21 protein-coding genes, 1 pseudogene and 2 riboswitches are annotated in these 26,611 nt (G+C 60.9%); of the genes and pseudogenes, 15 read left to right on the top strand and 7 right to left on the bottom strand.

What is annotated here, in order from left to right; genetic code table 11:
• Positions 1-11: 11 nt before the first annotated feature.
• On the bottom strand, positions 12-215 hold the full coding sequence (locus ACQ4OB_RS03570) for a CbtB domain-containing protein (RefSeq protein WP_074877577.1): 204 nt from the start codon (positions 213-215) through the stop codon (positions 12-14).
• Between the two features lie 122 nt (positions 216-337).
• Positions 338-566, bottom strand: a riboswitch (cobalamin riboswitch).
• 217 nt (positions 567-783) lie between these two features.
• Positions 784-997: riboswitch (cobalamin riboswitch) on the top strand.
• Between the two features lie 101 nt (positions 998-1,098).
• On the opposite strand from ACQ4OB_RS03570, the gene cobW reads away from it, so the two are divergent.
• The 5 genes from cobW (at position 1,099) to ACQ4OB_RS03545 (ending at position 9,514) form a co-directional block, all read left to right on the top strand.
• Positions 1,099-2,172, top strand: coding sequence for a cobalamin biosynthesis protein CobW (gene cobW / locus ACQ4OB_RS03565; protein WP_430955142.1), 1,074 nt, complete (start codon positions 1,099-1,101; stop codon positions 2,170-2,172).
• Positions 2,173-2,175: 3 nt separating this feature from the next.
• Complete coding sequence (gene cobN / locus ACQ4OB_RS03560) at positions 2,176-6,042, top strand: cobaltochelatase subunit CobN (protein ID WP_430955141.1); 3,867 nt, start codon at positions 2,176-2,178, stop codon at positions 6,040-6,042.
• Between the two features lie 139 nt (positions 6,043-6,181).
• Positions 6,182-7,180, top strand: a complete 999-nt coding sequence (locus tag ACQ4OB_RS03555; RefSeq protein WP_430955140.1) for an ATP-binding protein — start codon at positions 6,182-6,184, stop codon at positions 7,178-7,180.
• Positions 7,181-7,299: 119 nt separating this feature from the next.
• Positions 7,300-7,839 carry a vWA domain-containing protein gene (locus tag ACQ4OB_RS03550; RefSeq protein ID WP_167837241.1) on the top strand — a complete coding sequence of 180 codons (540 nt, stop codon included), beginning with the start codon at positions 7,300-7,302 and terminating at the stop codon, positions 7,837-7,839.
• Between the two features lie 28 nt (positions 7,840-7,867).
• Positions 7,868-9,514, top strand: a complete 1,647-nt coding sequence (locus tag ACQ4OB_RS03545; RefSeq protein WP_430955139.1) for a phospholipase D-like domain-containing protein — start codon at positions 7,868-7,870, stop codon at positions 9,512-9,514.
• 291 nt (positions 9,515-9,805) lie between these two features.
• Here ACQ4OB_RS03545 and ACQ4OB_RS03540 read toward each other — a convergent pair whose 3' ends face one another.
• Together ACQ4OB_RS03540 and ACQ4OB_RS03535 are read right to left on the bottom strand one after the other, a co-directional pair.
• Positions 9,806-11,032: an NADH:flavin oxidoreductase/NADH oxidase family protein gene (locus ACQ4OB_RS03540; RefSeq protein ID WP_102614307.1), complete on the bottom strand. Its 1,227-nt coding sequence runs from the start codon at positions 11,030-11,032 to the stop codon at positions 9,806-9,808.
• Between the two features lie 55 nt (positions 11,033-11,087).
• Positions 11,088-12,631, bottom strand: a pseudogene (locus ACQ4OB_RS03535) (MFS transporter).
• 103 nt (positions 12,632-12,734) lie between these two features.
• Here ACQ4OB_RS03535 and ACQ4OB_RS03530 point away from each other — a divergent pair.
• Entirely contained in the window at positions 12,735-13,601 is an 867-nt protein-coding gene (locus ACQ4OB_RS03530; protein WP_074877560.1) for a LysR family transcriptional regulator, read from the top strand.
• A 267-nt stretch (positions 13,602-13,868) separates the two neighbouring features.
• A complete protein-coding gene (locus tag ACQ4OB_RS03525) occupies positions 13,869-15,428 on the top strand; it encodes a TerC family protein (RefSeq protein WP_102614309.1) in 1,560 nt (519 codons plus the stop codon).
• A 67-nt stretch (positions 15,429-15,495) separates the two neighbouring features.
• Here ACQ4OB_RS03525 and ACQ4OB_RS03520 read toward each other — a convergent pair whose 3' ends face one another.
• A complete protein-coding gene (locus tag ACQ4OB_RS03520; RefSeq protein WP_430955138.1) occupies positions 15,496-15,927 on the bottom strand; it encodes a thioredoxin family protein in 432 nt (143 codons plus the stop codon).
• Positions 15,928-16,030: 103 nt separating this feature from the next.
• Complete coding sequence (locus ACQ4OB_RS03515; RefSeq protein WP_074877552.1) at positions 16,031-16,435, bottom strand: hypothetical protein; 405 nt, start codon at positions 16,433-16,435, stop codon at positions 16,031-16,033.
• A gap of 405 nt (positions 16,436-16,840) precedes the next feature.
• On the opposite strand from ACQ4OB_RS03515, the gene ACQ4OB_RS03510 reads away from it, so the two are divergent.
• From ACQ4OB_RS03510 to ACQ4OB_RS03475, 8 genes are all read left to right on the top strand, one after another.
• Positions 16,841-17,689 carry a transporter substrate-binding domain-containing protein gene (locus tag ACQ4OB_RS03510; RefSeq protein ID WP_076030774.1) on the top strand — a complete coding sequence of 283 codons (849 nt, stop codon included), beginning with the start codon at positions 16,841-16,843 and terminating at the stop codon, positions 17,687-17,689.
• Between the two features lie 52 nt (positions 17,690-17,741).
• Positions 17,742-18,404 (top strand): amino acid ABC transporter permease, encoded by a 663-nt coding sequence (locus ACQ4OB_RS03505; RefSeq protein WP_076030775.1) that lies wholly within the window; start codon positions 17,742-17,744, stop codon positions 18,402-18,404.
• Positions 18,405-18,413: 9 nt separating this feature from the next.
• Positions 18,414-19,076, top strand: coding sequence for an amino acid ABC transporter permease (locus ACQ4OB_RS03500; protein WP_074877545.1), 663 nt, complete (start codon positions 18,414-18,416; stop codon positions 19,074-19,076).
• The gene (locus ACQ4OB_RS03495) at positions 19,073-19,864 is read left to right on the top strand and encodes an amino acid ABC transporter ATP-binding protein (RefSeq protein WP_430955137.1); all 792 of its coding nucleotides are present in this window, start codon (positions 19,073-19,075) and stop codon (positions 19,862-19,864) included. Before ACQ4OB_RS03500 ends, ACQ4OB_RS03495 begins: the two co-directional genes overlap by 4 nt.
• A 44-nt stretch (positions 19,865-19,908) precedes the next feature.
• A complete protein-coding gene (locus ACQ4OB_RS03490; RefSeq protein ID WP_007898265.1) occupies positions 19,909-20,298 on the top strand; it encodes a RidA family protein in 390 nt (129 codons plus the stop codon).
• Positions 20,299-20,441: 143 nt separating this feature from the next.
• The gene (locus ACQ4OB_RS03485) at positions 20,442-21,206 is read left to right on the top strand and encodes an IclR family transcriptional regulator (RefSeq protein ID WP_033061664.1); all 765 of its coding nucleotides are present in this window, start codon (positions 20,442-20,444) and stop codon (positions 21,204-21,206) included.
• Positions 21,207-21,245: 39 nt separating this feature from the next.
• Positions 21,246-22,463: an amino acid deaminase gene (locus tag ACQ4OB_RS03480; RefSeq protein WP_074877541.1), complete on the top strand. Its 1,218-nt coding sequence runs from the start codon at positions 21,246-21,248 to the stop codon at positions 22,461-22,463.
• Positions 22,464-22,603: 140 nt separating this feature from the next.
• Positions 22,604-23,539 (top strand): sugar kinase, encoded by a 936-nt coding sequence (locus ACQ4OB_RS03475; RefSeq protein WP_430955136.1) that lies wholly within the window; start codon positions 22,604-22,606, stop codon positions 23,537-23,539.
• A 75-nt stretch (positions 23,540-23,614) separates the two neighbouring features.
• Here the strand turns inward: ACQ4OB_RS03475 and ACQ4OB_RS03470 are convergent, their stop codons facing one another.
• Together ACQ4OB_RS03470 and ACQ4OB_RS03465 are read right to left on the bottom strand one after the other, a co-directional pair.
• Complete coding sequence (locus ACQ4OB_RS03470) at positions 23,615-23,890, bottom strand: peptidylprolyl isomerase (protein WP_007898282.1); 276 nt, start codon at positions 23,888-23,890, stop codon at positions 23,615-23,617.
• A 66-nt stretch (positions 23,891-23,956) separates the two neighbouring features.
• Positions 23,957-26,494: a PAS domain S-box protein gene (locus ACQ4OB_RS03465; RefSeq protein WP_430955135.1), complete on the bottom strand. Its 2,538-nt coding sequence runs from the start codon at positions 26,492-26,494 to the stop codon at positions 23,957-23,959.
• Positions 26,495-26,611 lie beyond the last annotated feature (117 nt).

Here is a 26,611-nt window from a genome sequence, read left to right as displayed (position 1 = left end):
GTCAGCAGGTCTCAATGGCACGGAAATGCAGAGCTGTGGCGGGTATCGTGCGCGGCATTGTGCACCGCTTCGATGTGCGAGAAACCGGCGAAATACACAAGGCTGGCACCCAGGATCGACGCGCATACGGCGGCGGTCAGGCGTTGGGTCAGGGTATGGGTGGTGCTGGCGGTGCTCTTATCGGTGTTGCTGCCGGTGCTGCTGATGATCGACATGGCGCTTCCCTCTGGTCTGTCAGCGGGGTGATATAGAGCGCATGGAAGACCCCTGCGAGTCGGGCACGCAGAGGTTCAAACAGCGCCCGCCCACCGCGGGTTTGTTATTCAGTGATCGTAATGGTCACTTTGTGTTGCGGGCCGGTCTCCGGGCTCACGAGGGGCACTGGCTTTCGCCTTGACCTGCAAGCATCACCTTCCCATGCCGAACTGCTGGCACAGTGGATCTGACGCTTCGCTCGCTTACCGTTGCGGGGGCAGCACCGGACTGACATGGCTTTAGAGTAAAGCACATGATTCACCGGTTTCCCGTTTCACCCTGTGAAGGGCACCCGTAACAAGGCGTGTAGGAGAGCATGGGCGGGGGTTGGGCGTCAATTGGCAAGGGTTCTCGTTTGAGTTGATCGTTCCCACGCTCTGCGTGGGAATGCAGCCCGGGACGCTCCGCGTCCCTTTCACAGCCGAACGCGGAGCGTCCGTTGAGGCATTCCCACGCAGAGCGTGGGAACGATCATCAAAGGGGGCACCACAGAATTCAGGTCAACATTGACCCGCCCCCACACGATGCGTAGCCTTGCGCTTTCGAGGTTCTTCGGTGTCTGCCGAAGCTAAGAAGGGAACGCGGTCGATGCCGCGGCTGCCCCCGCAACTGTGAACGGTGCTGTTCGCTGCCACGCCACTGCAAACCCTGTGCAACGGGGTCGCGGGAAGGCGCAGCGAATGCCAGGCCCACAAGCCGGCACACCGTCAGCCAGGAGACCTGCCTCGAAACAGATTCTCACTACAACCGGGCGGGGTGATCCGGTGGCGGAACTCTTGCGCGCGTGCATCCGCCGCTGCGATTGTCGTCCCGTATGCCCGCCACCTTGCCAAAGGGCATCCGATGAAAACACTGGCCAAACTCCCCGTCACCATCGTTACCGGCTTCCTCGGCTCGGGCAAAACCACGTTGCTGCGGCACATGCTCGACAACGCTCAGGGCCGTCGCATTGCGGTGATCGTCAACGAGTTCGGCGAGCTGGGCATCGACGGCGAAATCCTCAAGCAGTGCTCCATCGGTTGCACTGAAGAAGAAGCCAACGGCCGCGTTTACGAACTGGCCAACGGCTGCCTGTGCTGCACCGTTCAGGAAGAATTCTTCCCGGTGATGCGCGAACTGGTCGCCCGTCGCGGCGACCTAGACCATATCCTCATTGAAACCTCGGGCCTGGCCCTGCCAAAACCGCTGGTGCAAGCCTTCCAGTGGCCGGAAATCCGTAGCGCCTGCACCGTTGACGCGGTGATCACCGTGGTCGACAGCCCAGCGGTCGCTGCCGGCACCTTCGCGGCGTTTCCGGACCAGGTCGATGCCCAGCGCAAACTCGACCCGAACCTGGACCACGAATCGCCGCTGCACGAACTGTTCGCCGACCAACTGGCCAGCGCCGACCTGGTGATCCTCAACAAGGCCGACCTGATCAGCCCTGAAGACCTGGCCCGCGTACGCCTGGAAGTCGCTGAAGAACTGCCGCCAGCGGTGAAAGTCATCGAAGCCAGCAGCGGTCGCGTGCCACTGGACGTGCTGATCGGCCTCGGCGCCGGTTCCGAAGAACACATCGACAGCCGTCACAGCCATCACGATCACCACCATGAAGATGAAGACGGCCATCACGATGAGCATGACCACGACGCATTCGACTCCATCTCCATCGAACTGCCGCAAGCCGACGAAAGCCTGCTGCTGGACGCGCTGACTCAACTGGTGGTCCAGCACGGCATTTTGCGCGTCAAAGGTTTCGCGGCGATTCCGAACAAGCCGATGCGCCTGCTGATCCAGGGCGTGGGCACGCGTTTCGACAAGCATTTCGACCGTCAGTGGGGCGCCGACGAAGCGCGTACCACGCGTCTGGTATTGATCGGCCAGAAGCTGGACGCCACTTTGCTTGAAGCGCAATTGCGCGCTGCGCTCAGCGTTTAAGCCATGCACCTGCTCAGGACCCAGCCCGGCGGTTTCGTGTCGGATGACAACATTGCCGACCTTGGACAAACCCCCGCCGAGCTGGTGATCCTGTGCAGCGGCGACTCTAGCCTGGCGCTGCTCGCCGAAGCCGCGCAGCAGTTGCCCGACGATTACCCCAGCGTGCGCCTGGCCAACCCGATGCAGGTGCAGAATCACGCCTCGGTCGACTTGTATGTCGACGAAGTGCTGCGCCACGCCAAGGTGATTCTGATCTCGCTGCACGGCGGCATCGCCTATTGGCGTTACGGCGTCGAGCGTCTGGTGCAACTGTCGGAGCGCGGTGTACAGCTGATTCTGGTGCCCGGCGATGACCGCCCGGACCCGGAACTCAGCGACCTGAGCACGGTGGACGCGCAAGACCGCGACCGACTCTGGCAGTTTCTGCGTCAGGGCGGCATGGGCAATGCCCTGGATTTTTTCCGTTGCCTTGCCAATCGCTGGCTGGATCGCGACTACGCCTGGGCCGAGCCGCAAACCCTGCCGCGCACAGCGATTTACCACCCGCACAAAAGCCCCGCTGAACTGAAGGATTGGCAAGCCGACTGGCAGGCCGGTCAACCGGTGGCGGCGGTGCTGTTCTACCGCTCGCATTTGCAGGCGGCCAACACCGGTTTCATCGATGTTTTCTGCCAGCGTTTGCAGGCGGCGGGGTTGAACCCGTTGCCAATTGCTGTGGCCAGTTTGAAGGAACCCGGCTGCCTGACGGTGGTCGAGGACTGGCTGGATGAAGTCGAGGCCGGCGTCATTCTCAACACCACCGGTTTCGCCCAATCCAGCCCCGAAGCGCCGCATCTGCGACCGTTTCGCCGCAACATTCCAGTGATCCAGGCGATCTGCGCCCAAGACAATGAACCCGGTTGGCGCGCCAGCGAACAAGGCCTCGGTCCCCGCGACTTGGCGATGCACATCGCACTGCCGGAGCTGGACGGGCGGATCATCAGCCGGCCGATCAGCTTCAAGGACCTGGCCTGGCGCAGCGAGCGTAGTCAATCCGATGTGGTCTGCTATCGACCTGCACCTGCGCGCATGGATTTTGTCGCTGAGCTGGCGCGACGCTGGATTGATCTGGCGCGAGTGCCCAACGCTGAAAAACGCATCGCCCTGATCCTCGCCAACTACCCGACCCGCGACGGGCGCATCGGCAATGGTGTCGGCCTCGACACTCCGGCCGCGGCGCTGAACATCCTGCGTGCGCTGCATAAAGAAGGTTATCCGCTGCCGGCCGAGTTGCCTGATAGCGGCACCGCGTTGATCCAGCAATTACTCGGCGGCGTCAGCAATGACCTCGACACCCTCGACCAGCGCCCGTGTATGCAAAGCCTCGCGCTGGACGACTACAACCTGATGTTCGACGCCTTGCCCGAATCCAATCGCCAAGCGGTGCTGGAACGTTGGGGCTTGCCGCAAAGCGACCCGATGTTCCGTGGCGGGCGAATGATGATCGCCGGGCTGCGCTTTGGCCTGACCTTCGTCGGGATTCAACCGGCGCGGGGGTATCAGGTCGATCCGAGCGCGGTGTATCACGACCCGGACCTGGTGCCTCCGCACGGTTACCTCGCGTTCTATTTCTGGTTGCGCAACACCTACGGCGCCCACGGCGTGATCCACGTCGGCAAGCACGGCAACCTCGAGTGGTTGCCGGGCAAAGGCGTCGGGCTGTCGGAGCATTGCTGGCCGGATGCGCTGCTCGGTCCGCTGCCGAACATCTATCCATTTATCGTCAACGACCCGGGCGAGGGCGCCCAAGCCAAGCGCCGTACGCAAGCGGTGATCATCGACCACCTGATGCCGCCGCTGACCCGCGCCGAAACGTACGGCCCGTTGCGCAACCTCGAACTACTCGCCGACGAGTATTACGAAGCGCAAATGCTCGATCCGCGCCGTGCCCGGGAATTGCAGCGCGACATCCTGCAACTGGTGCGCGAGACGCACATCGACCGCGAACTGCAACTGGACGAAAAACTCGACAGCGAGGCCGATGCGGCGATCTGGTTGCCGCGTCTGGACACCTATTTGTGCGACTTGAAAGAGTCACAGATCCGCGACGGTCTGCATGTGTTTGGCGAGTCGCCGACCGGGCGCCTGCGCATCGACACCTTGCTGGCGTTATTGCGCATTCCGCGAGGCGATGGGCGCGGTGCGCAATCGAGTCTGCTGCGGGCCTTGGCCAAGGCGTTCACGCTGGGCTTCGATCCGCTGGATTGTGCGCTCGCCGAACCTTGGACCGGGCCACGTCCGATTGAACTGCAAACCCTCACCGATGAAGTCTGGCGCACAGCCGGTGATACCCGCGAACGTCTGGAACTGTTCGCCGCTCATCTGATCTCCCAAACGGTGAACCAACCTCAAGCCAAACCCGACCCCTGTGGGAGCGAGCCTGCTCGCGATATCGGTGTGACAGCTAACATTGATATGACTGACCCACCGCTATCGCGAGCAGGCCCGCTCCCACAGGAGGTAGGTTGGTCTGACGTGAGCGCGATCATCGACAACCTGCGCGAAGTCGTCGCGCCACGGCTGGACGCCTGCGGTCCGGCGGAAATGCGCGGTCTGCTCGACGCCCTCAGCGGCCGCTTCGTGCCGGCCGGCCCCAGCGGTGCGCCGAGTCGCGGACGGCTCGACGTGCTGCCGACCGGGCGCAACTTCTATTCGGTGGACGTGCGTAACCTGCCGACCACCACCGCATGGCGTATCGGTTTCCAGTCGGCCAACCTGATTCTTGAGCGACACCTGCAAGACCACGGCGATCACCTGCGCCAGCTCGGCCTGTCGGTGTGGGGCACCGCGACCATGCGCACCGGAGGCGACGACATCGCCCAGGCCATGGCGCTGATGGGCGTGCGGCCGGTCTGGGCCACCGGCAGTCAACGGGTCGACGACTTCGAGATTCTGCCGCTGAGTCTGCTTGACCGTCCGCGCGTGGACGTGACCTTGCGCGTCTCCGGATTCTTCCGCGATGCCTTTGCCAACCTGATCCGCCTGTTCGACGCCGCCGTGCAAGCGGTCGCCGCCCTCGATGAGCCGGACGACCTCAACCCCTTGGCCGCCAAGGTGCGTGCCGAGCGCGAAGCGTTAATGCAATCGGGGCTGGATGAAGAGGCAGCCAAGCGTCAGGCCGGTTGGCGCATCTTTGGTGCCAAACCCGGTGCTTACGGCGCGGGCGTGCAGGGCGCCATCGATGGTCGTCTGTGGCAAAGCCGCGACGACCTGGCCGAGGTATATCTGAACTGGGGCGGCTACGCTTACGGCGGTTCTGACGAAGGCACCGCGGCGCGAGCGCAGTTCGCTCAGCGCTTGAGCCAGGTTCAGGCTGTGCTGCAAAACCAGGACAACCGCGAACACGACTTGCTCGATTCCAACGACTACTACCAGTTCCAGGGCGGCATGCTCGCGGCGGTGGAAAGCCTCAGCGGTGAAGCGGCGGCCAGTTACCATGGCGATCACAGTCAGCCGGACCTGCCGAAGATCCGCACGTTGAAGGAAGAGCTGAACCGGGTGATTCGCTCGCGGGCAGCCAATCCGAAGTGGATAGACGGCGTGAAGCGCCACGGCTATAAAGGCGCGTTTGAACTGGCGGCGACGGTCGATAACCTGTTTGCCTTCGACGCTACCACGCAGCTGATCGACGATCACCAGTACGCGTTACTGGCGGATGCGTATTTGCTGGACCCCGCGACCCGGGATTTTGTTCGTGAGCATAATCCGCATGCGTTGCGTGACATGACCGAGCGGATGCTGGAGGCGCAGCAGCGGGGGATGTGGAAGGCGCCTGGCGAGTATCGCGAGGCGCTGGAGAATTTGTTGCTGGACATCGAAGAAGACAGTTAGCCGGATCGTTCCCACGCTCCGCGTGGGAATGCCTCAACGGACGCTCCGCGTTCGGCTCTTGGGACGCAGAGCGTCCCGGGCTGCATTCCCACGCAGAGCGTGGGAACGATCACATTACCGACCACAAACGAGACCCGACATGACCGACACCCCCCATTTCCCGCTTTCCGCCGTGGTCGGCGCCGACGATCTGAAACTCGCCCTCTACCTGACCGCCATCGACCCGAAAATCGGCGGCGTGCTCATCGAAGGCCCCCGCGGCATGGCCAAGTCAACGCTGGCCCGTGGCCTGGCGGACTTGCTCGCCAGCGGCCAATTCGTCACCTTGCCGCTTGGCGCCACCGAAGAACGACTGGTCGGCACCCTCGACCTGGACGCCGCCCTGAGCGAGGGTCGTGCACAGTTTTCCCCCGGTGTACTGGCCAAGGCCGACGGCGGCGTGCTCTATGTTGATGAGGTCAATTTATTGCCCGATCACCTGGTGGACCTGCTGCTGGACGTGGCCGCCAGCGGCACCAACCTGATCGAGCGCGACGGCATTTCCCATCGGCATTCGGCGAAGTTCGTGCTGATCGGCACCATGAACCCGGAAGAGGGTGAGCTGCGTCCGCAACTGCTCGATCGTTTTGGCCTGAACGTCGCCCTCAGCGGTCACACAGCACCGGTCGAGCGCGGCCAGATCATCCGGCGGCGGCTGGATTTCGACAGCGATCCCCACAGCTTCTGCGCCGAATGGGAACACCAACAGCAGTCGCTACGCGAACGTTGCCAGAAAGCACGCAGCACGCTGGCCAGCATCCCGCTCGACGATCTTGCGCTGGCGCATATTACCGAGCGCTGCTTTGCCGCCGGGGTCGACGGCTTGCGCGCCGACCTGGTCTGGTTGCGCGCGGCACGGGCCCACGCCGCGTGGCGCGGGGCGAGTGCCATCGCCGAGGAAGACATCGACGCCGTTGCCGAGTTTGCCTTGCGCCATCGCCGTCGCGAGTCATCGCCACCGGCGCCGCAACAAAATCAGCCGCCCTCTACGCAACATTCCAACCCGAGCGAAGGCCAGGGCCAATGGGGTGAAATGCCCGCTCAGGCGCTCCCGGTGGGTGCCCGACGTGACGTGCCGAGCTGGCCAAAAAAGCCCTAGGCATTCGCCCTCGATCTGACGCGGGGGCGAATGCCAGACCCCGGGCCGGACGGCTGGACAACGGCAAACAGGGTAAACGTCACGCAGCGCGCAGCGGCTCGATCAATTGGCCCGGCACCTTGCTGAACGGTCGTCCGCGTCAACGCGACGATGTCTTGTTTCACCTGCGCACTCGCTCGCCCCACGAACTGTGGCTGGTGATCGTTGATGCCTCGGCTTCAACTCGCCGCCATCAGGCGTTGAGCGATGCCAAGGGCTTGCTCGCGCAATTGTTCGACGATGCCTATCGGCAGCGTGTACGTCTGGCGTTGCTCACGGCCAGTGGACATGTGCCGAAATGGCAAGTGCAAGGGTTGAAAGCTTCCGCGGGTTTGCGCAATTGGTTAGATGGGCTGGGAGCCGGCGGGGGTACGCCGTTGCTGGCGGCGCTGGGTGAGGCGGGGCGCTGGCTGGCGGTCAGGCAGAAACGTTTTCCGGCGGAACGGCAGCGCTTGTTGCTGGTGACCGATGGCCGGTTGAAGGACTGGTCGATGTTGCCGGCGCTTGATTGTCAGGGGCTGCTGATCGACATCGAACGCGGGCCGATCCGGCTTGGGCGGGCTAAGGTGATGGCTGCCGAGTTACAGGCCGAATATCGACATATCGATGATATGGAGTGATCCGAAAAGATCTTCACAGGAGTGAGTCATGCGCGTTCTAGCCGCCAACCTTCAGGACGATTTTCGTGTCAAAGCCTACGCCGGCACCAATGGCGTGCTGTTGGCCATGGACCTGGCCGAACACCGGCGCAAAGGCCTCTTGGGGTTCGCCATCGAAAAGCAGCAAGGCGCCAAACCCTGGCTGTTCCTGTTCAACAGCCTGACCTTCCCCGGCAAGGCGCATACCTTTCCCCAGTTTCACGCCACCCCCAGCGATATCGCGCCATTACAGAAATTTCGCTGGGCCGATTACGCGGTCAATCCGGGGATGACGATCCATTACCGAATCCACCTGGCCTATGGCAGCGTTGATGCGCCGCAACTGGGTGAATTTCTGGAAGTGACGGTCACCTCCGACAATGGTCAACCGAACAACCAAAGTGTCATCTTCAATCGCGCAGTGGCGGCCAGCCAGGCGTTCCAGCGCAAGTTTCCCGAGCTCGACGCGCTGATCAGCGCCAACAAGAACCTGCCCATCGAAGCCTGGCCGGATGCCCCGCGGCAATGGCTGGAAAACGGTTTGCTCGGGCGTTTGCTGGGGTTTATCGAGCGTGCGGTGGATGGCCAGTGGGCGCTGGACATTGCCATCTACGAGTATGAATTGCAGGCCATCGTCGATGCGGTCAATGCCGCGTTCGAACGTGGGGTGAACGTTCGCGTGCTTTATCACGCCCAGCCGGGCGATGAGGACACCGCCATGAACGAGGCCAGCCTGGAGAAAATCCCGGCACAGAACAAACGCGGACGGGTCACCCATAACATCTTCCATAACAAGTTCATGGTGCTGAGCCGGCTCGACGCAGCGGGACAGCGTCAGCCCGAAGCGGTGCTTTGCGGCAGCACCAACTTCACGCCCAACGGCGTTTACCGCCAGGCCAACGTGGTGCATGTGCTGGACGACACACGCGTCGGCACCCGCTATCTGCACACCTTCGAGCAGGTCTGGGCTAACCCTGCGGATGTCGGTGCCACCCGAAACTGGCTTACGCAAAACAACCCGATGGATTCGCTGCAGCCGATGTTCACCGGTTTCTCACCCCGCTCGGGCAAAGGGGACCTGCAAGCGTTTGTCGAGATCATCAACGCTGCAAAAAAAGACGTGCTGTTCGTCACCGCGTTCGCCTTGCCCGACGACATCCTGAACGCTTTGCTCGGCTTGCCCCACGACGACATTTTGCGTTACGGCCTGCAAAACACCGCCAGCCGCATCACCGGTTTCCACGCCGACCGCAGCGCCGAATTCGCTGCCACCGCGCTGCTCAACACCGGGCTGGAAGGCTGGCTTCGAGAGAACATGAAAGGCCAGAAGGGCAACCTGCTGGTGCACACCAAAGCCGTGGTCACGGACTTCACCAGCGATGCGCCGACGATCATCAGCGGCAGCCATAACCTCAGTGCCGCGGCCAGCAATGGCAATGACGAGAACTACCTGATCATTCGCGGTGATACCGACCTGGCAGACCGTTATGGCCTGGAACTGCTGCGGTTCTACGAGCATTACCGCTTTCGCTACTTCGCCAGAAAACTCGCGCTCAAGCAGGTCCATCCGTTGGCGGCGGATGACAGCTGGACCGATGACTATTACCTCGACGGGGATTTACGCCAGCTCTCCCGATTGCGTTTTTCCGGACGGTAAACACACTCGCAGCGCAAACGCCGCCCTTGTGGGAGTGAGCCTGCTCGCGATAGCGGTGTATCAGGGGACATCAGATTTGACTGGTCGGGCGCTATCGCGAGCAGGCTCGCTCCTACATTTGGAGGCGATTTTCGCCAGGTCTCCCGATTGCGTTTTTCCGGACGGTAAACACCCTCGCAGCGCAAACGCCGCCCTTGTGGGAGTGAGCCTGCTCGCGATAGCGGTGTGTCAGGCGATATCAATTTTTGACTGATGGGGCGCTATCGCGAGCAGGCTCGCTCCTACATTGGATTACTTCATTTCCATCGCCTGCCGGTACTGGCGAGTCCGCCGGGCGATGTACACGCGGTCGAGAATCAACGCCCATAGCGCCGAAACATCAGGGCGGGTCTTGCGTCCACGGCTCAGGCGATCGAGCTGGAATTTCACGACGGCCATGCTCGCCAGGGCTGCCAGGGGTTTGCGCTTCCAGCGAATCGGCGGCAGTTGCGGGTGGCTGTTCTGACCTTCGCGCCAGCGTTTGACCAGTTGCGGTTCAATCGCCAGCGCTGTGCCGATTCCGGCCATGGCGATGCCGCTGTCGAGCACCTGTTCGACGATCGCCAGGCGTCGAATCCCGCCGGTCACCATCACCGGCATATTCGCCACCCGGGCCAATTCCCCGGCCATCTCCAGAAAGTACGCCTCACGCGCCAGGGTCCGACCATCCCGGGCCTCGCCTTGCATGGCCGGTGCTTCGTAGCTGCCGCCGGAAAGTTCCAGCAGATCGATCGATTGATCGTTGAGCCACTGGATCACCTGCCGGGCATCGTCTGCGTCGAAACCGCCGCGCTGGAAATCCGCGGAATTGAGCTTCACCGCCACGCAAAACTGCGGCGATACAGACTTGCGCACGGCGCTGACCACCGCCAACAACAAACGCGCGCGATTTTCCAGGGAACCACCCCAGCGATCGGTTCGGCGGTTGGTCAAGGGCGAGAGGAACTGGCTGATCAGATAACCGTGTGCGGCATGAACCTGCACCCCGGTGAACCCGGCCTTTTCCGCCAGGGCAGCGCTGGTGGCGAAGCGTTGGATGACCTCTTCGATGTCGTGCTCGCTCATGGGCTTGGGCTCGGCAAACATCTTCGAGAACCCACCCAGATCCAGTGCCACTGCGGATGGCGCCCACGCTTGCTGGCCGAGGTTGGCCATGGTCTGACGGCCAGGATGATTGAGCTGCATCCAGAACTGCGCGCCACCGGCCCGACCAATAGTGGCCCATTGGCGAAAGCGTTCCAGGTGCCGCTCATCTTCGAGCACCACACCACCGGGGCCGGTCATGGCGCGGCGGTCAATCATCACGTTGCCGGTCAGCAACAGGCCAGCTTCGCCTTCGGCCCACGCCTGATACAGCCGGAACAAGGCCTGCGCAGGGGCCTGCCCGCTGTCGGCAAGGTTCTCTTCCATCGCGGCTTTGGCGATGCGGTTGCCGATGGTCTGGCCGTTGGGCAAATTCAACATTTGGAAGGGCGACATACTTTGACTCCTCATCAGTGATGAGCAGAGGCTAAGCTTAAAGTTAACTTTAATGTCAAGCGCGCAAATGAGGCCGGGATGAAGGTTGGTGAATTGGCGCAGTTGAGTGGGTGGGAATGGGATTGCGCATCAGCGTGCCCACCACCAGCGCCCCCAGTAATGCCAACAACCCCGCGACCCACAGCAACAGACTGAAGCCACCGACGAAGGCTTGCCGGGCCAACGGTTCGACCACCGTGCGCGCGGTTTCCGGTAACAGGCCCATCGCCGCCGTCATGTCACCGGCCACTACCCGCGAGGCGATGTCTTGGGTTTGGCCGAGCCATTGCGCACCTTGTGCTGTCAGGCTCGTACGCAGCAATAGTTCGGTGTGACTGGACAGCAATGCACCGAACACGCCAATGGCCAGCACGATTGCGCTGAAACGCATGGTGGTGCTCATGCCTGAAGCCATACCGGTACGCTCCCGTGGCACGCAGGCCATGATGTTCTTCTGCGTATCGCCATTGAGCAGCCCGGCACCGGCACCCGTCACGGCAATCGCCAGGGCGAAGGGCAGGTAGCCGCCACTACTGACCGCCCAGGCACTTAGCAGATTGCCGCTGCCGACCAGGGTCAAACCGGCGGCCATCAACGTGGCGGGGGCAAATCGACTCGCCAGACGTATACCGATGCGCGGGCAAATCAGCATGGTCAGGGCAAACGGCAACATCCCCAACCCTGAAGCGATGGCCGAGAAGCCCAGGCCGTTTTGCAGGTAGAACGGCAGCAAGGTCATCATCACCTGGGCGCAACCGGCATAGGCAAACATGCCCAATACAGTTGCAGGTCGACCATCGGCCGCCGCTGCATCCGTTCAATCACCACGAACAGCCCCAGCAACAAGGCGCCGCCGATCAGCCGAGCGTAGGTCAGCGGGTTGCTCCAGCCAATCCGGTTTGCCTCGATCAGCCCCCAGATCAGGCACAGCAAACTGGCACTGAACGCCAGGCTGCCCCAGGGATCGAGGCGTGCGGACTGAGTGTCGCGGGACTCTGGCACGGCACGCCAGACCATCACCATCAGGAACAATCCGACGGGCAGGTTAAGGTAGAAAATCCAGCGCCAGCCCAGGTATTCGGTGATCAGCCCGCCGACTGTCGGCGCAGCGGTCATCGCCACTCCCATGCATGCGCCCCAGAATGCCCAGGCCCTGGCCCGTTCCACTTCGTCGTGAAAGGTGTGGCCGATGGAGGCGAGGGCCGAGGTCAGCAGCAAGGCCGCGCCGACACCCTTGATCGCCCGGGCGATGTCGAGGAACAGCGCGTTGGGCGCGGCACCGCAACCAATGGACGCGAGAATGAAAATGGCCAACCCGCAGAGCAGGGTTTTCTGCCGACCAAAGCGGTCGGCGATGCTGCCAGCCGGCAACAAAAGGGCCGCGAAGGCCAGCATGTAAGCGCTGACCACCCATTCGATGTCGGCGAAGTTTGCGCCCAGGTCGCGGGCGATCGCAGGCAGGGTAACGGCGACGATGTTGGTGTCGAGAACGATCAGCGAGCAAACGCCTGAGGCTGTGAGTAATGTCAGGCGCGGGCTCACCTTGGGTTTGACGGGCATGGCAGCGTTTCTCTACTGTAAAAGTCAGTGCAGCTTATCGCCGGTTGCTACCGTCCTTGTTAGGTACGCCTTGTCACTTCATTACCTTTGAGCTAACGCACCGATGGATATTCGCCATTTCCGCTATTTTCTGGCCGTTGCCCGGCAAGGCAACTTCACCCGCGCCGCCGAACAACTCGGCATCGCACCGCCGACCTTGACTCGACAGATCCAGGACATGGAGAACGAACTCGGCACGCGATTGTTCGTGCGCCAGACACGTGAAGTCAGCCTGACCGAGGCCGGCGCCGCGCTGCTGATCGAGGCCGAGGCGACGGTGCGGCAATTCGAATACGCTCAGTACAACGCCCAGCGCGCCGGGCGCGGGGATATTGGCCATATCGAACTGGGTTACGTGGCGTCGGCGGTGTATTCGGGCGTGCTGCAGAAACAGGTGCAAGCTTTCGGCCGCGAGTGTCCTGACGTCAGCCTGAACGTACGGGAAAGTCCCATGGCGTCATTGCCGATGATGGTGCTCGAGGGGCGTTTCGATATTGGCTATGTCCGCTCACCCATGACCTTGCCAGAGGGCCTGGAAGCCATTCGCCTGGACGCAGAAGGCTTTGTGTTGGCGCTTCCGGCCGAGTCCTGGCTGTGCCGACTGCCAGAAATTGGCCCGGAACATTTGCAGAACGAGACATTCATCCTGCCGGAGCAAATCAGCGGCACCTTGCAAGTCGCCGCCGAGGGCGGATTTGCACCGAAACTGGGGGCGCAACCGGGCGGGCTGGTGGCGGTGATTGCGTTGGTGTCGTTGGGGCAGGGCGTTGCGGTGGTGCCCGAATCAGTGGTGGGGCATGTGGGTTTGCCCGGGGTGTTGTACCGGGCAATCAAGGGTTGCGAGGCGAGCTCGTGGTTGTCGTTGATTTATCGGCGGTTCGAAAAATCACCGGCAGTGGCGAGGTATATCGAACAGGTCAAAAATCGCTGATTACAGATTTTGTAATGATTTCCAGCTGTAGGAAATGTCGCTTTCGCCTGTACGCTCCAAGGCCTTTTTCCTTTCAGGACCTGCATGAACACCCTCTTGGAGCCTCCCGGTTATCCTTTCTCCTCGCGCGACTGCGCGGTCTTGATGCACGCGAAACACCCAGTCTTTCGACTTCTGAAGACTTTTGACATTGCAGTTCCACGGCTTTCGCGCCGCGCCTTGCCGTGCCCGGCATTCTGAATTCACTGAAGAGATCGAGACGTTTTTATGGAATGGATAGCTGACCCCACCGCGTGGCTGGGCCTGTTGACGTTGATTGTGCTGGAGCTGGTGCTGGGCATCGACAACCTGGTGTTTATCGCCATCCTCGCCGACAAACTGCCGCCCGAGCAGCGCGACCGTGCGCGGATCATCGGTTTGTCCCTGGCGTTGCTGATGCGCCTGGGCCTGCTGGCGAGTATTTCTTGGCTGGTGACGCTGACTCAGCCGCTGTTCGAGGTGTTCGACAAGAGCTTCTCCGGCCGCGACCTGATCATGCTGTTCGGTGGTGTGTTCCTGTTGTTCAAAGCCACCATGGAATTGCACGAGCGGCTCGAGGGGCATATCGGCCAGCGCTCGTCCAACGCCGGTTATGCGCTGTTCTGGCCGATCGTGGCGCAGATCGTGGTGCTCGATGCGGTGTTCTCTCTGGACGCGGTGATTACCGCTGTGGGCATGGTTGATGAACTGGCGGTGATGATGATCGCCGTGATTATTTCCATCGGCCTGATGATCGTCGCCAGCAAGCCGCTGACCCGTTTCGTCAACGAACACCCGACGGTGATCATGCTGTGTCTGGGCTTCCTGATGATGATCGGTTTTGCGCTGACCGCTGAAGGCCTGGGGTTCCACATACCGAAGGGTTACCTGTACGCGGCCATCGGCTTCTCGATCCTGATCGAGGTCTTCAACCAGATCGCCCGGGCTCGCCGCAAGAAATCCTTGCAGGGCCTGCGACCGATGCGTGAGCGCACGGCCCACGCCGTGCTGCGTTTGCTCGGTGGCCGCAAGCTGGCGGCGGAGGAGGTCGGCGAGGAGATTGCCGACATGCTGGACAACGGTGAAGCGCCGAGCGCAGAACTGTTCGATCGTCGTGAGCGAGTGATGATCAGCGGTGTGCTGCAACTCGCCGAGCGGCCGATCCGCACCTTGATGACCGTGCGCGCTGACGTCGACTACATCGACCTGTCCGACAATGCCGAGGCCATTCGCACGCGCCTGATGCATTCGTCCTATTCACGCCTGCCACTGATTCGCGATGGCGCCGTGGATGAGCCGCTGGGCTTCGTGCACAAGAAGGAATTGCTCAAGGAGCACCTGGCCGGCCACTCGCCCGGTCTTGAGCAGTTAGCGCGCAAGACCATCAACTTGCTGGACAGTTACTCGATCCTCAATGCCCTGGAGCAGATGCGCAAAGCCTCGACGCACATTGCGTTTGTGGTCAATGAATTCGGTGACTTCGTCGGTGTGTTGACCATGACCGACATTCTCGAATCGATTGCCGGCGAGTTACCTGACGCCAGCGAAATCGAGGGCCCGGATGTGGTCGAGCAGAAGGGTGGATTCATGGTCAGCGGCGCGTTGAACCTGGCGCGCGTGCGACAGCGGACCGGATTTGCGGCAGAACCCACCGACGACTATCAGACTCTGGCCGGGCTGGTGGTGAGCTTGCTGGATCGCCTGCCGATCATCGGTGACAGTCATGAGTGGGAAGGCTGGCGGATGACCGTGGTGGCGATTGAAGAGCGGCGTGTCACACGTGTGTTGCTGGCGCGTATCGACGGGTAATTCTCGCCGGATTTGAGGGGCTTTCGCGGGCTTGCTCGCGAAAGCGCTCAATCCGGCGACAGACAACTCAAGCCCTGCCCACCAGACGTGCCCGAGGTACGGTGCACAAAGTCCGCAGAGTTTGATGCAACCAGGCCAGGTCATGGCTCGGTTTGCGAGCTACGTATCTGGGTTTGACCTTGCCAATGTGCCTGGCGAAGTCTTCTTGCAGGGTTTGCTCGGTGCCGATTCCCTTGAGCTTCTTCAGCAGCTTTCCCTCCTTGTAAAACAGCACGGTGGGTGTGCCGGTGACGTCCGGGTGCCGGGGGGACTCGCTGGTGGTCAGCATGTAGATCTGCGCGTGATGCCGATACGGCTCGGCAATCTGGCGAAACACCGGTCCAGCCATTTCGCATGCGGGACAGTGTTCACTGCCGAAGTACAGGATCACTGGGCGCCAGGTTTTCAAGGCCTTGCGATAGACCGGGGCCAGCGTTGAGTGGGGGGCTGTCGAGTTCATTAAAAAACACCTTCCTCTTGGGATACATCGGCGGCGTGTTCAGGCGAAACATAACGCGAGTCCTCGCCATGCGATAACTCACGTGTCAGGCCTCCGCGGTGTACTAGAGAAGCTTCGATAGCGTCACATCGCCGAAATAAGAGCCCAAAGTGCCGGAATCACCATCATTAGCTTCCAGTGTGACTTTGAACTTGATCGTTGAGATCTGGACCTCGAATTTTTTGGATAATACTGTCCAGTCTTGATTGCCATGGAGGTCAAGGTAAACCGGCTCGCCTGTGGGAAGTGGCTGCACTTGAATCCGGGCAGCAGAGCTGGGGAGCGTTTTCATTCTTGCGGACAGCATGAACTGTCCGCCGGCGCCGGGACCGGTGAGGACGTCCTGACTGATTGAATCCGGGTAACCGATAATGCAATGACCCGTTACATAGCGCACGTTATCTGAATTGGTCGCCGTCCACTCATTGCCTTGCTGAGAAAAGTCACCGTTCTTAATCAAATTAGCCATTGCAAAAATCCTTTTCGGAATCGTTCGTTTTTAGGGGGGCACCGCATTGAGGTGCTGAGTAATTAGGCAATTCGAATAGGCATTCCACAACTGTCACTTCTGACAGGTAAGGCCGTATATTCGATGAGCGGTCACTTGCAGCAAAGAGCCTCGCGGCGTCTGTATCCAGCACACAGATGCACCTGAATGTGGCGTTACTTCCCAATGGGTTGCGTTCGGTAGCGAACGCATTGCCAGGAGTCGTGCGAGATAGTCCAAGCCGTTTTTTCTAACCAACTGAATCAACTGGATTTTCCATAACCCAGGATTTTCTGCCGATCCTGTGGCACACTTTCTGCTGTCTATTCCGTTGTTACATACCATATTCCGGTATAGCGGAATAAACATCACCCTGGAGTGCTTGCCATGCATCGCCGACCTTCCTTGTTTAAAGCGTGTGTTTTTGTTTTCGCGGCTTCGGCTGCTGTCATGGGCGTGGCCCAGGCGGCGGACAGCAAGCTCGATAGCGTGCTGGCCCGCGGGAAACTGATTGTGGGCACGGGCAGTACCAATGCGCCGTGGCACTTCCAGGGAGCGGATGGCAAGTTGCAGGGTTTTGATATCGATATCGCGCGGATGGTGGCCAAGGGGTTGTTCAACGATCCGAGCAAAGTCGAGTTCGTGGTGCAGTCGTCCGATGCGCGGATTCCTAACCTGCTGACCGACAAGGTCGACATGAGCTGTCAGTTCATTACCGTCACCGCCAGCCGCGCCCAGCAAGTGGCGTTCACGCTGCCGTACTACCGCGAAGGCGTCGGCCTGCTGTTGCCGGCCAACAGCAAGTACAAGGAAATCGAAGACCTGAAAGCCGCCGGCGACAGTGTGACCGTGGCGGTGTTGCAGAACGTGTACGCCGAAGAACTGGTGCATCAGGCCTTGCCCAAGGCCAAGGTCGATCAGTACGACAGCGTGGACCTGATGTATCAGGCCGTGAACTCCGGCCGTGCCGACGCCGCTGCGACCGATCAGTCGTCGGTGAAATACCTGATGGTGCAGAACCAGGGGCGCTATCGCAGCCCGGCGTATGCCTGGAGCCCGCAAACCTACGCCTGCGCGGTCAAGCGCGGCGACCAGGACTGGCTGAACTTCGTCAATACTGTCCTGCATGAAGGCATGACAGGCGTTGAGTTCCCGACGTATGCCGCGTCGTTCAAGCAGTGGTTCGGTGTAGACCTTCCAACACCTACGATCGGTTTCCCCGTCGAATTCAAATGATCCCGTGAGAGCGGGGCGGTGATGTATCGCCCCGCTCAAGGTACTGCTGACCATGAACTATCAGTTGAATTTTGCCGCCGTGTGGCGCGATTTCGACACCTTGCTGGCGGGGCTCGGTCTAGGCCTTGAGCTGGCGTTGGTGTCGATCGCCATCGGTTGCGTGATCGGCCTGATGATGGCGTTTGCTTTGCTGTCAAAGCACCGCTCATTGCGGGTGCTGGCGTCGGTGTATGTGACGGTGATCCGGAACACGCCGATTCTGGTGTTGATTCTGTTGATCTACTTCGCCTTGCCCAGCCTGGGCATTCGTCTGGACAAGATCCCGTCGTTCATCATCACCCTGTCGCTGTATGCCGGGGCCTACCTGACCGAAGTGTTCCGCGCTGGGCTGTTGAGCATTCCCAAAGGCCTGCGCGAAGCCGGGTTGGCGATCGGTCTGGGCGAGTGGCAGGTCAAGGCGTACATCACCGTGCCGGTGATGCTGCGCAATGTGCTGCCGGCCTTGTCGAACAACTTCATTTCGCTGTTCAAGGACACTTCGCTGGCTGCGGCGATTGCCGTGCCGGAACTGACCTATTACGCACGCAAGATCAATGTCGAGAGCTACCGGGTGATTGAAACCTGGCTGGTGACCACCGCGCTCTATGTGGCGGCCTGTTACCTCATTGCCATGATGCTGCGCTACCTCGAACAGCGTCTGGCGATTCGCCGATAGGAGGCCCACATGTACGAATCCCCCAGTTGGTTGCATGAGTTATGGGTTGCCCGGGAAGTGTTGTGGCAAGGCTTTTTGACCAGTGTGCAGGTCTCGGCCCTGGCGATTCTGCTGGGCACGATGGTCGGCATTGTCGCCGGCCTGGTGCTGACCTACGGCAAATTCTGGATGCGCGCGCCGTTTCGGTTTTACGTCGACATCATTCGCGGCACGCCGGTGTTTGTATTGGTGCTCGCCTGCTTTTACATGGCGCCGGCGCTGGGCTGGCAGATCGGTGCCTTTCAGGCGGGTGCGTTGGGGCTGACGCTGTTCTGCGGCTCCCACGTCGCCGAAATTGTACGCGGCGCGTTGCAAGCGCTGCCCAGTGGTCAGATGGAAGCGAGCAAGGCCATCGGCCTGACGTTCTTTCAGTCTTTGGGCTACGTGTTGCTGCCTCAGGCGTTGCGGCAGATCTTGCCGACATGGGTCAACTCGTCGACCGAGATCGTCAAGGCTTCGACGCTGCTGTCGGTGATCGGGGTTGCTGAATTGCTACTCAGCACGCAACAGATCATCGCCCGGACCTTCATGACCCTCGAGTTTTACCTGTTCGCCGGATTGCTGTTTTTCGTCATCAACTACGCCATCGAATTACTCGGCCGGCACATTGAAAAGCGGGTGGCCTTGCCATGACTTCATCTAATAACGCTCAAAACGATCAGCCCCTGCTGGACATTCGCGGGTTGCACAAAAAGTACGGCGAGCTCGAAGTGCTCAAGGGCGTTGACCTGAGCATGCAGCGCGGCAACGTCGTCACGCTGATCGGTTCCAGCGGCTCGGGCAAGACCACGCTGCTGCGTTGCGTGAACATGCTCGAAGAGTTCCAGGGCGGGCAGATCATGCTTGATGGCGAGTCCATCGGTTATGACGAGGTCAACGGCAAGCGCGTGCGTCACGCGGAAAAAGTCATTGCGCGGCATCGGGCCATGACCGGCATGGCATTCCAGCAGTTCAACCTGTTTCCGCACCTCACGGCGTTGCAGAACGTCACCCTCGGTTTGCTCAAGGTCAAAAAGCTGCACAAGGATGAAGCGGTGGCCCTGGCGGAAAAATGGCTGGAGCGGGTCGGCTTGCTGGAACGCCGCGATCACTATCCCGGTCAGTTGTCCGGTGGTCAGCAGCAGCGTGTGGCGATTGCCCGGGCGATTGCGATGAACCCGAGTTTGATGCTGTTCGACGAAGTCACTTCGGCCCTCGACCCGGAACTGGTGGGCGAAGTGCTGAGCGTGATCAAAGGCCTGGCCGAGGACGGCATGACCATGCTGTTGGTGACCCACGAAATGCGCTTCGCTTTCGAGGTTTCGGACAAGATCGTTTTCATGAATCAGGGGCGGATCGAAGAGCAGGGGCCACCCAAGGAACTGTTCGAACGCCCGCAATCACCGCGTCTGGCGGAGTTTCTTAAGAACACGCGGTTCTGATTTTTTTCAAAAGCATTTTCACTTTTCAACCAGGAGAAACACTCATGAGCATTACTCGTTACGGCACCGGCAGCACCGCCGGTGGCGGCCAGCCCCGACCTTTCGCCCGCGCCGTTGAAGCCGATGGCTGGCTGCATGTGTCCGGGCAAGTACCGGCGCTGGATGGCGAAATCATTGTGGGTGGCATCGTCGAACAGACTCACCAGACCATGAAGAACCTGATCGCGATTCTCGAAGAGGCAGGTTACGGCCTCGAAGACGTAGTGCGCACCGGTGTGTGGCTGGAAGACCCGCGGGATTTCTGGAGTTTCAATAAGGTGTTTTCCGAGTACTTCAAAAGCGAACACGCACCGGCCCGAGCCTGTGTGCAGGCGAACATGATGGTCGATTGCAAGGTCGAGATCGATTGCATCGCGTACAAGAAAAAGGCCTGAACCGAGTCGCGCCATCGCGGGCAAGCCACGCTCCCACAGGGGAATGCAATCTAATGTGGGAGCGTGGCTTGCCCGCGAAGACGGCCTAACGGTCGTCGCTGCACTCTGGTTAAACTCCCGGCACTTTTATGGGAACCAATGAAATGACCGAAGACACCATCAAGCGCCGGGCTCGCGGTCTGGACCGGGCGTTCGATATCCTCGATTTTCTCAAGGAAGTCGGCAAGCCGCTGCGCCCGAACGAAATCGCCAGCGGCATCGGCAGCCCGAAATCCACGGTCTACGAATTGGTGGCCTCCCTGCTGGAGCGGCGGATTCTGGAGGCCGTGGGCAAGGACGGTCACGTCTACCTCGGCCGTCAGCTGTACTTCCTCGGACAGGCACATTTACGCCATTTCGACCTGACCCGCGAGGCCGATCACGCCTTGCAGGAGATCGTCAGCCAGACCCGCGAAACCGCGCAGATGTGCCTGCTCAACGGGCGCAAATACACCGTGGCCTTGATGAAAGAGGGCGAGCGGCATTTCCGCATTTCCTCGGACATCGGCGAGAACGCGCCGATCCCCTGGACCGCTTCCGGGCGCCTGCTGCTGGCGCACTTGAGCGACCAGGAAATCGTCGACCTGATTGACCACGATGATTTCATCCTGCCCAACGGCGAGCGTCTGCCGCTGGAGCAGTTTCTCGGTGAAATCCGTCAAGCCGCTATCGATGGCTTCTTCTCTTTCGATAGCGTTGCCGACACCTTTACCCATTGCTTCGCCGCCCCGGTCAAAGACCCGAACGGCGTGGCCATTGCGACCCTGTGCATCGTCGCCCCACGGGCCGATGCCAAGAACAACTACAACGACTACCGCCGGGTGCTGATCGACAGCGCCAACAGCCTGGCCCGTCGCATCAACGAATAACAGCGGCTGCCTGCGGCCGCGAATGTGAGGAGTTCGAGTATGTTTTCTGTGAAAAATACTGCCACCGTGGAAAAGGGCTTTGCCCACACAGGCGCCAATCTGGTGCGCGATGTCAGCCTGCCTGCGCTGGTGCTGCACCGCGACGCGTTGGAACACAACATTCGCTGGATGCAGGACTTTGTCAGCAACAGCGGCGCCGAACTCGCCCCCCACGGTAAAACCAGCATGACCCCGGCGCTGTTTCGCCGCCAACTGGATGCCGGTGCCTGGGGCATCACCCTGGCCAGTGCCACCCAGACTCGTGCGGCTTACGCCCACGGCGTGCATCGGGTGCTGATGGCCAACCAACTGGTCGGTACGCCGAACATGGCGCTGATCGCTGATCTGCTGACAGACCCTGCCTTCGATTTCTATTGCATGGTCGATCACCCGGACAACGTCGCCGACCTAGGCGCGTATTTCGCCTCCCGCGGTGTGCGCTTGAACGTGATGATCGAGTACGGCGTGGTCGGCGGTCGTTGTGGTTGCCGCACGGAAGACGAAGTGGTCGCGCTGGCCAACGCCATTGCTGCACAACCTGCCCTGGCACTGACCGGGATCGAAGGTTACGAAGGGGTGATTCACGGCGATCACGCGGTGAGTGGTATTCGTGCATTCGCTGATTCTTTGGTGCGTCTGGCCGTGCAGTTGCAGGACAGCGGCGCGTTCGCCATTCCCAAGCCGATCATCACGGCATCGGGTTCGGCCTGGTATGACCTGATCGCTGAATCCTTCGAAGCGCAGAACGCTGGCGGGCGTTTCCTCAGTGTGCTGCGTCCCGGCAGCTACGTGGCTCACGACCATGGCATCTACAAAGAAGCGCAATGCTGCGTACTCGACCGCCGCAGCGACCTGCACGAAGGCCTGCGCCCGGCGATGGAAGTCTGGGCGCATGTGCAGTCGTTGCCGGAACCGGGCTTTGCGGTGATCGCCCTGGGTAAACGCGACGTGGCCTACGACGCCGGGTTACCGGTGCCGCTGTTGCGTTACAAGGCGGGCGTGGTGCCGGCGACGGGCGACGACGTCAGCGCCTGCAAGGTGACAGCAGTGATGGACCAGCATGCGTTCATGACCGTGGCGCCGGGGGTTGAGTTGCGGGTGGGGGACATTATTTCCTTTGGCACTTCGCACCCGTGCCTGACGTTCGACAAGTGGCGTATCGGGTGTCTGGTGGATGAGCAGCTGAATGTCATCGAAACCATGGAAACCTGTTTCTAAGGCTCCAGATCGCGGCGCGGCCATCGCGAGCAGGCTCGCTCCCACATTGGATCTTCAGTGTCCACAAATCCTGTGGGAGTGAGCCTGCTCGCGATGACGGCCGGCCAGACAACACAGAAACACCAGAGACTACAAAAACAATGAACACCATCAGCACCCTCGGCCCCAACACCCCGCGTATCGCCCTGATCGGCGAGTGCATGATCGAGTTGCAGCAACGCGCCGACGGCAGTCTGCAACAGAGTTTCGGTGGCGATACCTTGAACACGGCGGTTTACCTGTCCCGGGAGTTGGGCGAGGGCGGCATGGTGGATTACGTCTCCGCCCTGGGTGACGACAGTTTCAGCGACGCCATGTGCCAGAGCTGGGCTGATGAAAACATCGGGCTGGGTTTGGTCCAGCGCTTGCCCGGCCGTTTGCCCGGCTTGTATTGCATCCAGACTGACGCTGCCGGCGAGCGGCGTTTTCTCTACTGGCGCAACGAGGCGGCGGTCCGCGACTGTTTCACCACCCCGGCTGCCGCGCCGATCCTGGCGGCACTGCCGGATTACGATGTGCTGTATTTCAGCGGCATCACCCTGGCGGTGCTCGGTGCGCAAGGTCGGGAGAAGCTGCTCGAAACCCTGGTCGAAGCCCGGCAGCGGGATGCGCGGATCGTGTTCGACAACAACTACCGACCACGTTTGTGGGCATCGATCGAGGACGCACGAGCGGCCTATCGCAGCGTTCTGCCGTATGTTGACCTGGCGTTGCTGACCGTTGATGACGAGCAGGCGCTGTTTGATTTTTCCGATTGTGAGGCGGTGTTTGCCGCATACGAGCAGATTGGCACGCCTGAAGTGGTACTCAAGCGTGGTGCCGAGGCGTGTTTGATTCGTTGTGATGGCGAGTCGTTTGAAGTGCCGGCGCAGGTGGTCGAACAGGTTGTGGACACCACGGCGGCGGGGGATTCGTTCAGCGCGGCGTATTTGGCCAGTCGCCTGAAAGGAGGCAGCCCGGTTGAGGCGGCTGAAGCGGGGCATCGATTGGCGAGTCGGGTGATTCAGGTGCCGGGAGCACTTATTCCGAAAAACTGAAATGCAATCCCTGTGGCGAGGGGATTCTGTGGCGAGGGGGCAAGCCCCCTCGCCACAGGGCCCTCAGCCAACCGATCAATCCCGGTAAAACACCTGCACCAGGTGATAGCCAAACTTGCTCTTGATCGGGCCATGCACAACCCGCAACGGTTTTTTGAAAATCACCGCATCGATAACCCCGACCATCTGCCCGGGCCGCACTTCACCCAGGTCGCCACCGCGCTTGCCGGACGGGCAGGTGGAATACTTCTTGGCCAGCACATCGAAGGCTTCGCCCTTGGCGATGCGTTGTTTGAGCTGTTCGGCTTCTTCCGAGGTTTTCACCAGAATATGGCGGGCTTGAGCTTTCATGGGCAGTACCTTGCAACGGTGGTGGCTATGTGAGTGCCAGCGTGGGGCGCGCGATTATGCCTGAACTCAGTCCGGTTGGCCGATCATCGCGCGAATCTTGTTGGCCATCAGGTCAATGGAAAACGGCTTGGCCACCATGTCCATGCCTTCCTCCAGGAAGCCCTGGCGCTCGGCGGCTTTTTCCGCATAACCGGTCATAAACAGCACTTTGAGCTCGGGCCGATGCTGGCGTGCAATCTCCGCCAGTTGCCGACCGTTCATCCCCGGCAGCCCGACGTCGGTGACCAGCAAATCGATCCGCAGGTCGGATTCGAGCAGGGGCAGGGCGGTCTTCGCGTCTTCGGCTTCATGGGCGTGATAACCCAACTCCTTGAGCAGGTCGAGCACCAGCATGCGCACCGCCGGGTCGTCCTCCACCAACACCACGGTTTCCCCGGCAATCGCGGCCGGCGCTTCGCTGGTGACCGGCATCAAGACGTTTTCGGGCTCTGCGTTGTGCAGCCGCGGCAGGTACAGACGAACGCTGGTGCCCTGGCCCGGCAAGCTGAACAGGCTGACATGCCCACCCGACTGCTGGGCAAAACCATAGATCATCGACAACCCAAGACCGGTGCCCTGGCCGATGGGTTTGGTGGTGAAGAATGGGTCGAAGGCTTTGGCCAGCACCGACGGGGTCATGCCGGTGCCGTTGTCGCTGACGGCAATCATCAGATAATCCCCGGCCTTGACCGGTTCCAGGGTGTTGATGTCACTGCTGTCGAGGTACACGTTGGCGGTTTCGATCCGCAACTCGCCGCCGTCGGGCATGGCGTCCCGGGCGTTGATCACCAGATTGAGCAGGCCGTTTTCCAGCTGGCTGACGTCGGTGCTGACCGGCCAGACGTCATCGGCCAGTTGCAGTTTGAGCTCGATGTGATCGCCCGTGGTCCGACTGAGCAGGTCTTCCAGGGAATGGATCAGATCATTGGCGTTCAGCGGCCTGCGGTCCAGTGACTGACGCCGGGAAAACGCCAGCAGGCGATGGGTCAGGGCGGCGGCGCGGTTGGCCGAGGACACTGCCGCCTCGCTGAAACGCCCCACCTCGGCGGCGCGCCCGTCGGCGATGTAGCGCTGCATCAAGTCGAGGCTGCCGATAATTCCGGTGAGCATATTGTTGAAGTCATGGGCGATGCCGCCGGTGAGCTGGCCGAGGGCTTCCATCTTCTGCGCATGGCGCAAGGCCTCTTCGGCGCGTTCGCGTTCGTACATCTCGTTCTGAAGTCGCTGGTTGGCTTGCGCCAATTGTTGAGTGCGGGCGGCGACTCGTTCCTCAAGGGTTTCGTTGAGATTGCGCAGGGCTTCTTCGGTCTGTTTGCGCTCGGTTTCGTCAATCACAAAGATATAGAAACCATTGACCGCACCATCCGCGCCGTGGCGCGGCAAGTAGTTCATCAGGGCATGGCGGATGCTGCCGTCACGGTGCGAGGTGCTGAGGCTGAAACAACAAGGTTTGCCGGACAGAGCCTGCGCGATGTATTCGGCGCGCAAGGAATAGGCTTCTTCACCCAGTACTTCGCGGATGGTTTTGCCAAAGAGCTCCTGAGGCGTCAGCCCGTACCAGTCGAGGTAGGCCGCATTGTTCAGGCGAAAGCGTTCCTCGCTGTCCACGTAGCTGATCAGGATCGGCATGGCGTTGATGATCAGTTGCAGCTCGGTCTGACTTTGCCGCAAGGCTTGTTCTGTATGTTTACGTTCGGTCAGGTCCAGGGCTGCGCCGAGGAAGCGGATTGGCCGTCCATGGTGGTCCTTGTAGCAACGACCCCGGGCAAACACCCAGCGCAACTGACCGTCGGCTTGCAGCAGGCGATATTCCTCGGCGTATTCGGTGCCGTGGGTGATGGAGTGCTTGATGCTGCGGGCGACCATGGCGCGGTCTTGCGGGTGCACGCCTTGAAGGTAGGCGCTGATGGGTAACTGATTGGCGAGCAGCGGGTCGATACCGTGTAACTGGGCGAAGTGGGCGTCGGCGATGAAACGGTCTTCGTTGATGTCCCAGTCCCAGGTGCCCACGGCGTCGGTGGCCGCGAGGGCCAGTTGCAGGCGTTCCTCGGTTTCGTGCTGGGCCTTGAGGCTGGCAGCCGAACGCTGCTCGAGTTCGAGGGCGATGCGTCGGCGCTCGTTGGTTTCGATGGCGGTAACCAGAATCCCGGCGACCTGGGCGCTTTCATCGCGGATGGGGCTGTAGGTCAGGTCCAGCCAGAAGTCGGAATCCTGGCCATTACGCTGCAAGGTGAAGCGCTGTTCGCTGTAGGTCCGTACCTGTCCTTGTAGGACGGCGCTGTAAATGGGGTCGGTAAAGTCTTTTAACTCTGGCCAGACCAGGTGTGTCGGTTGTCCGAAAGCATGTGGATGTTTGCTGCCGGACAGCAGGGCGAAGCCGTCGTTGTAGATCTGGGTGAGCTGCGGCCCCCACAGCAACAGCATGGGCATCGGCGAATGAATCACGATATCCACGGCGGTGCGCAGGCTTTGCGGCCAGGTACTGGCAGCGCCCAGTGGGCTGAGTCTCCAGTCCAGTCGGGCAATCAAGGCCTGGGCATCGCTGCCGGTCGGTGTTGCGTTCATCAAGATGTCCTGCACTTAAGTCGGTGTGGCGGTGTCGACTATCCTTGTACCGCAGTAGATGCTGGCTGATCCATTTGGGTCATTTTTGTTCATTGAATGCTTCGCGGGTGCTTTTTG

The sequence above is a fragment of the Pseudomonas sp. ES4 genome (assembly GCF_050586665.1).
Taxonomy (GTDB): domain Bacteria; phylum Pseudomonadota; class Gammaproteobacteria; order Pseudomonadales; family Pseudomonadaceae; genus Aquipseudomonas; species Aquipseudomonas frederiksbergensis.
Note: the sequence above shows the minus strand (reverse complement) of the source record. Positions and strands in the feature narration are given on the sequence as shown.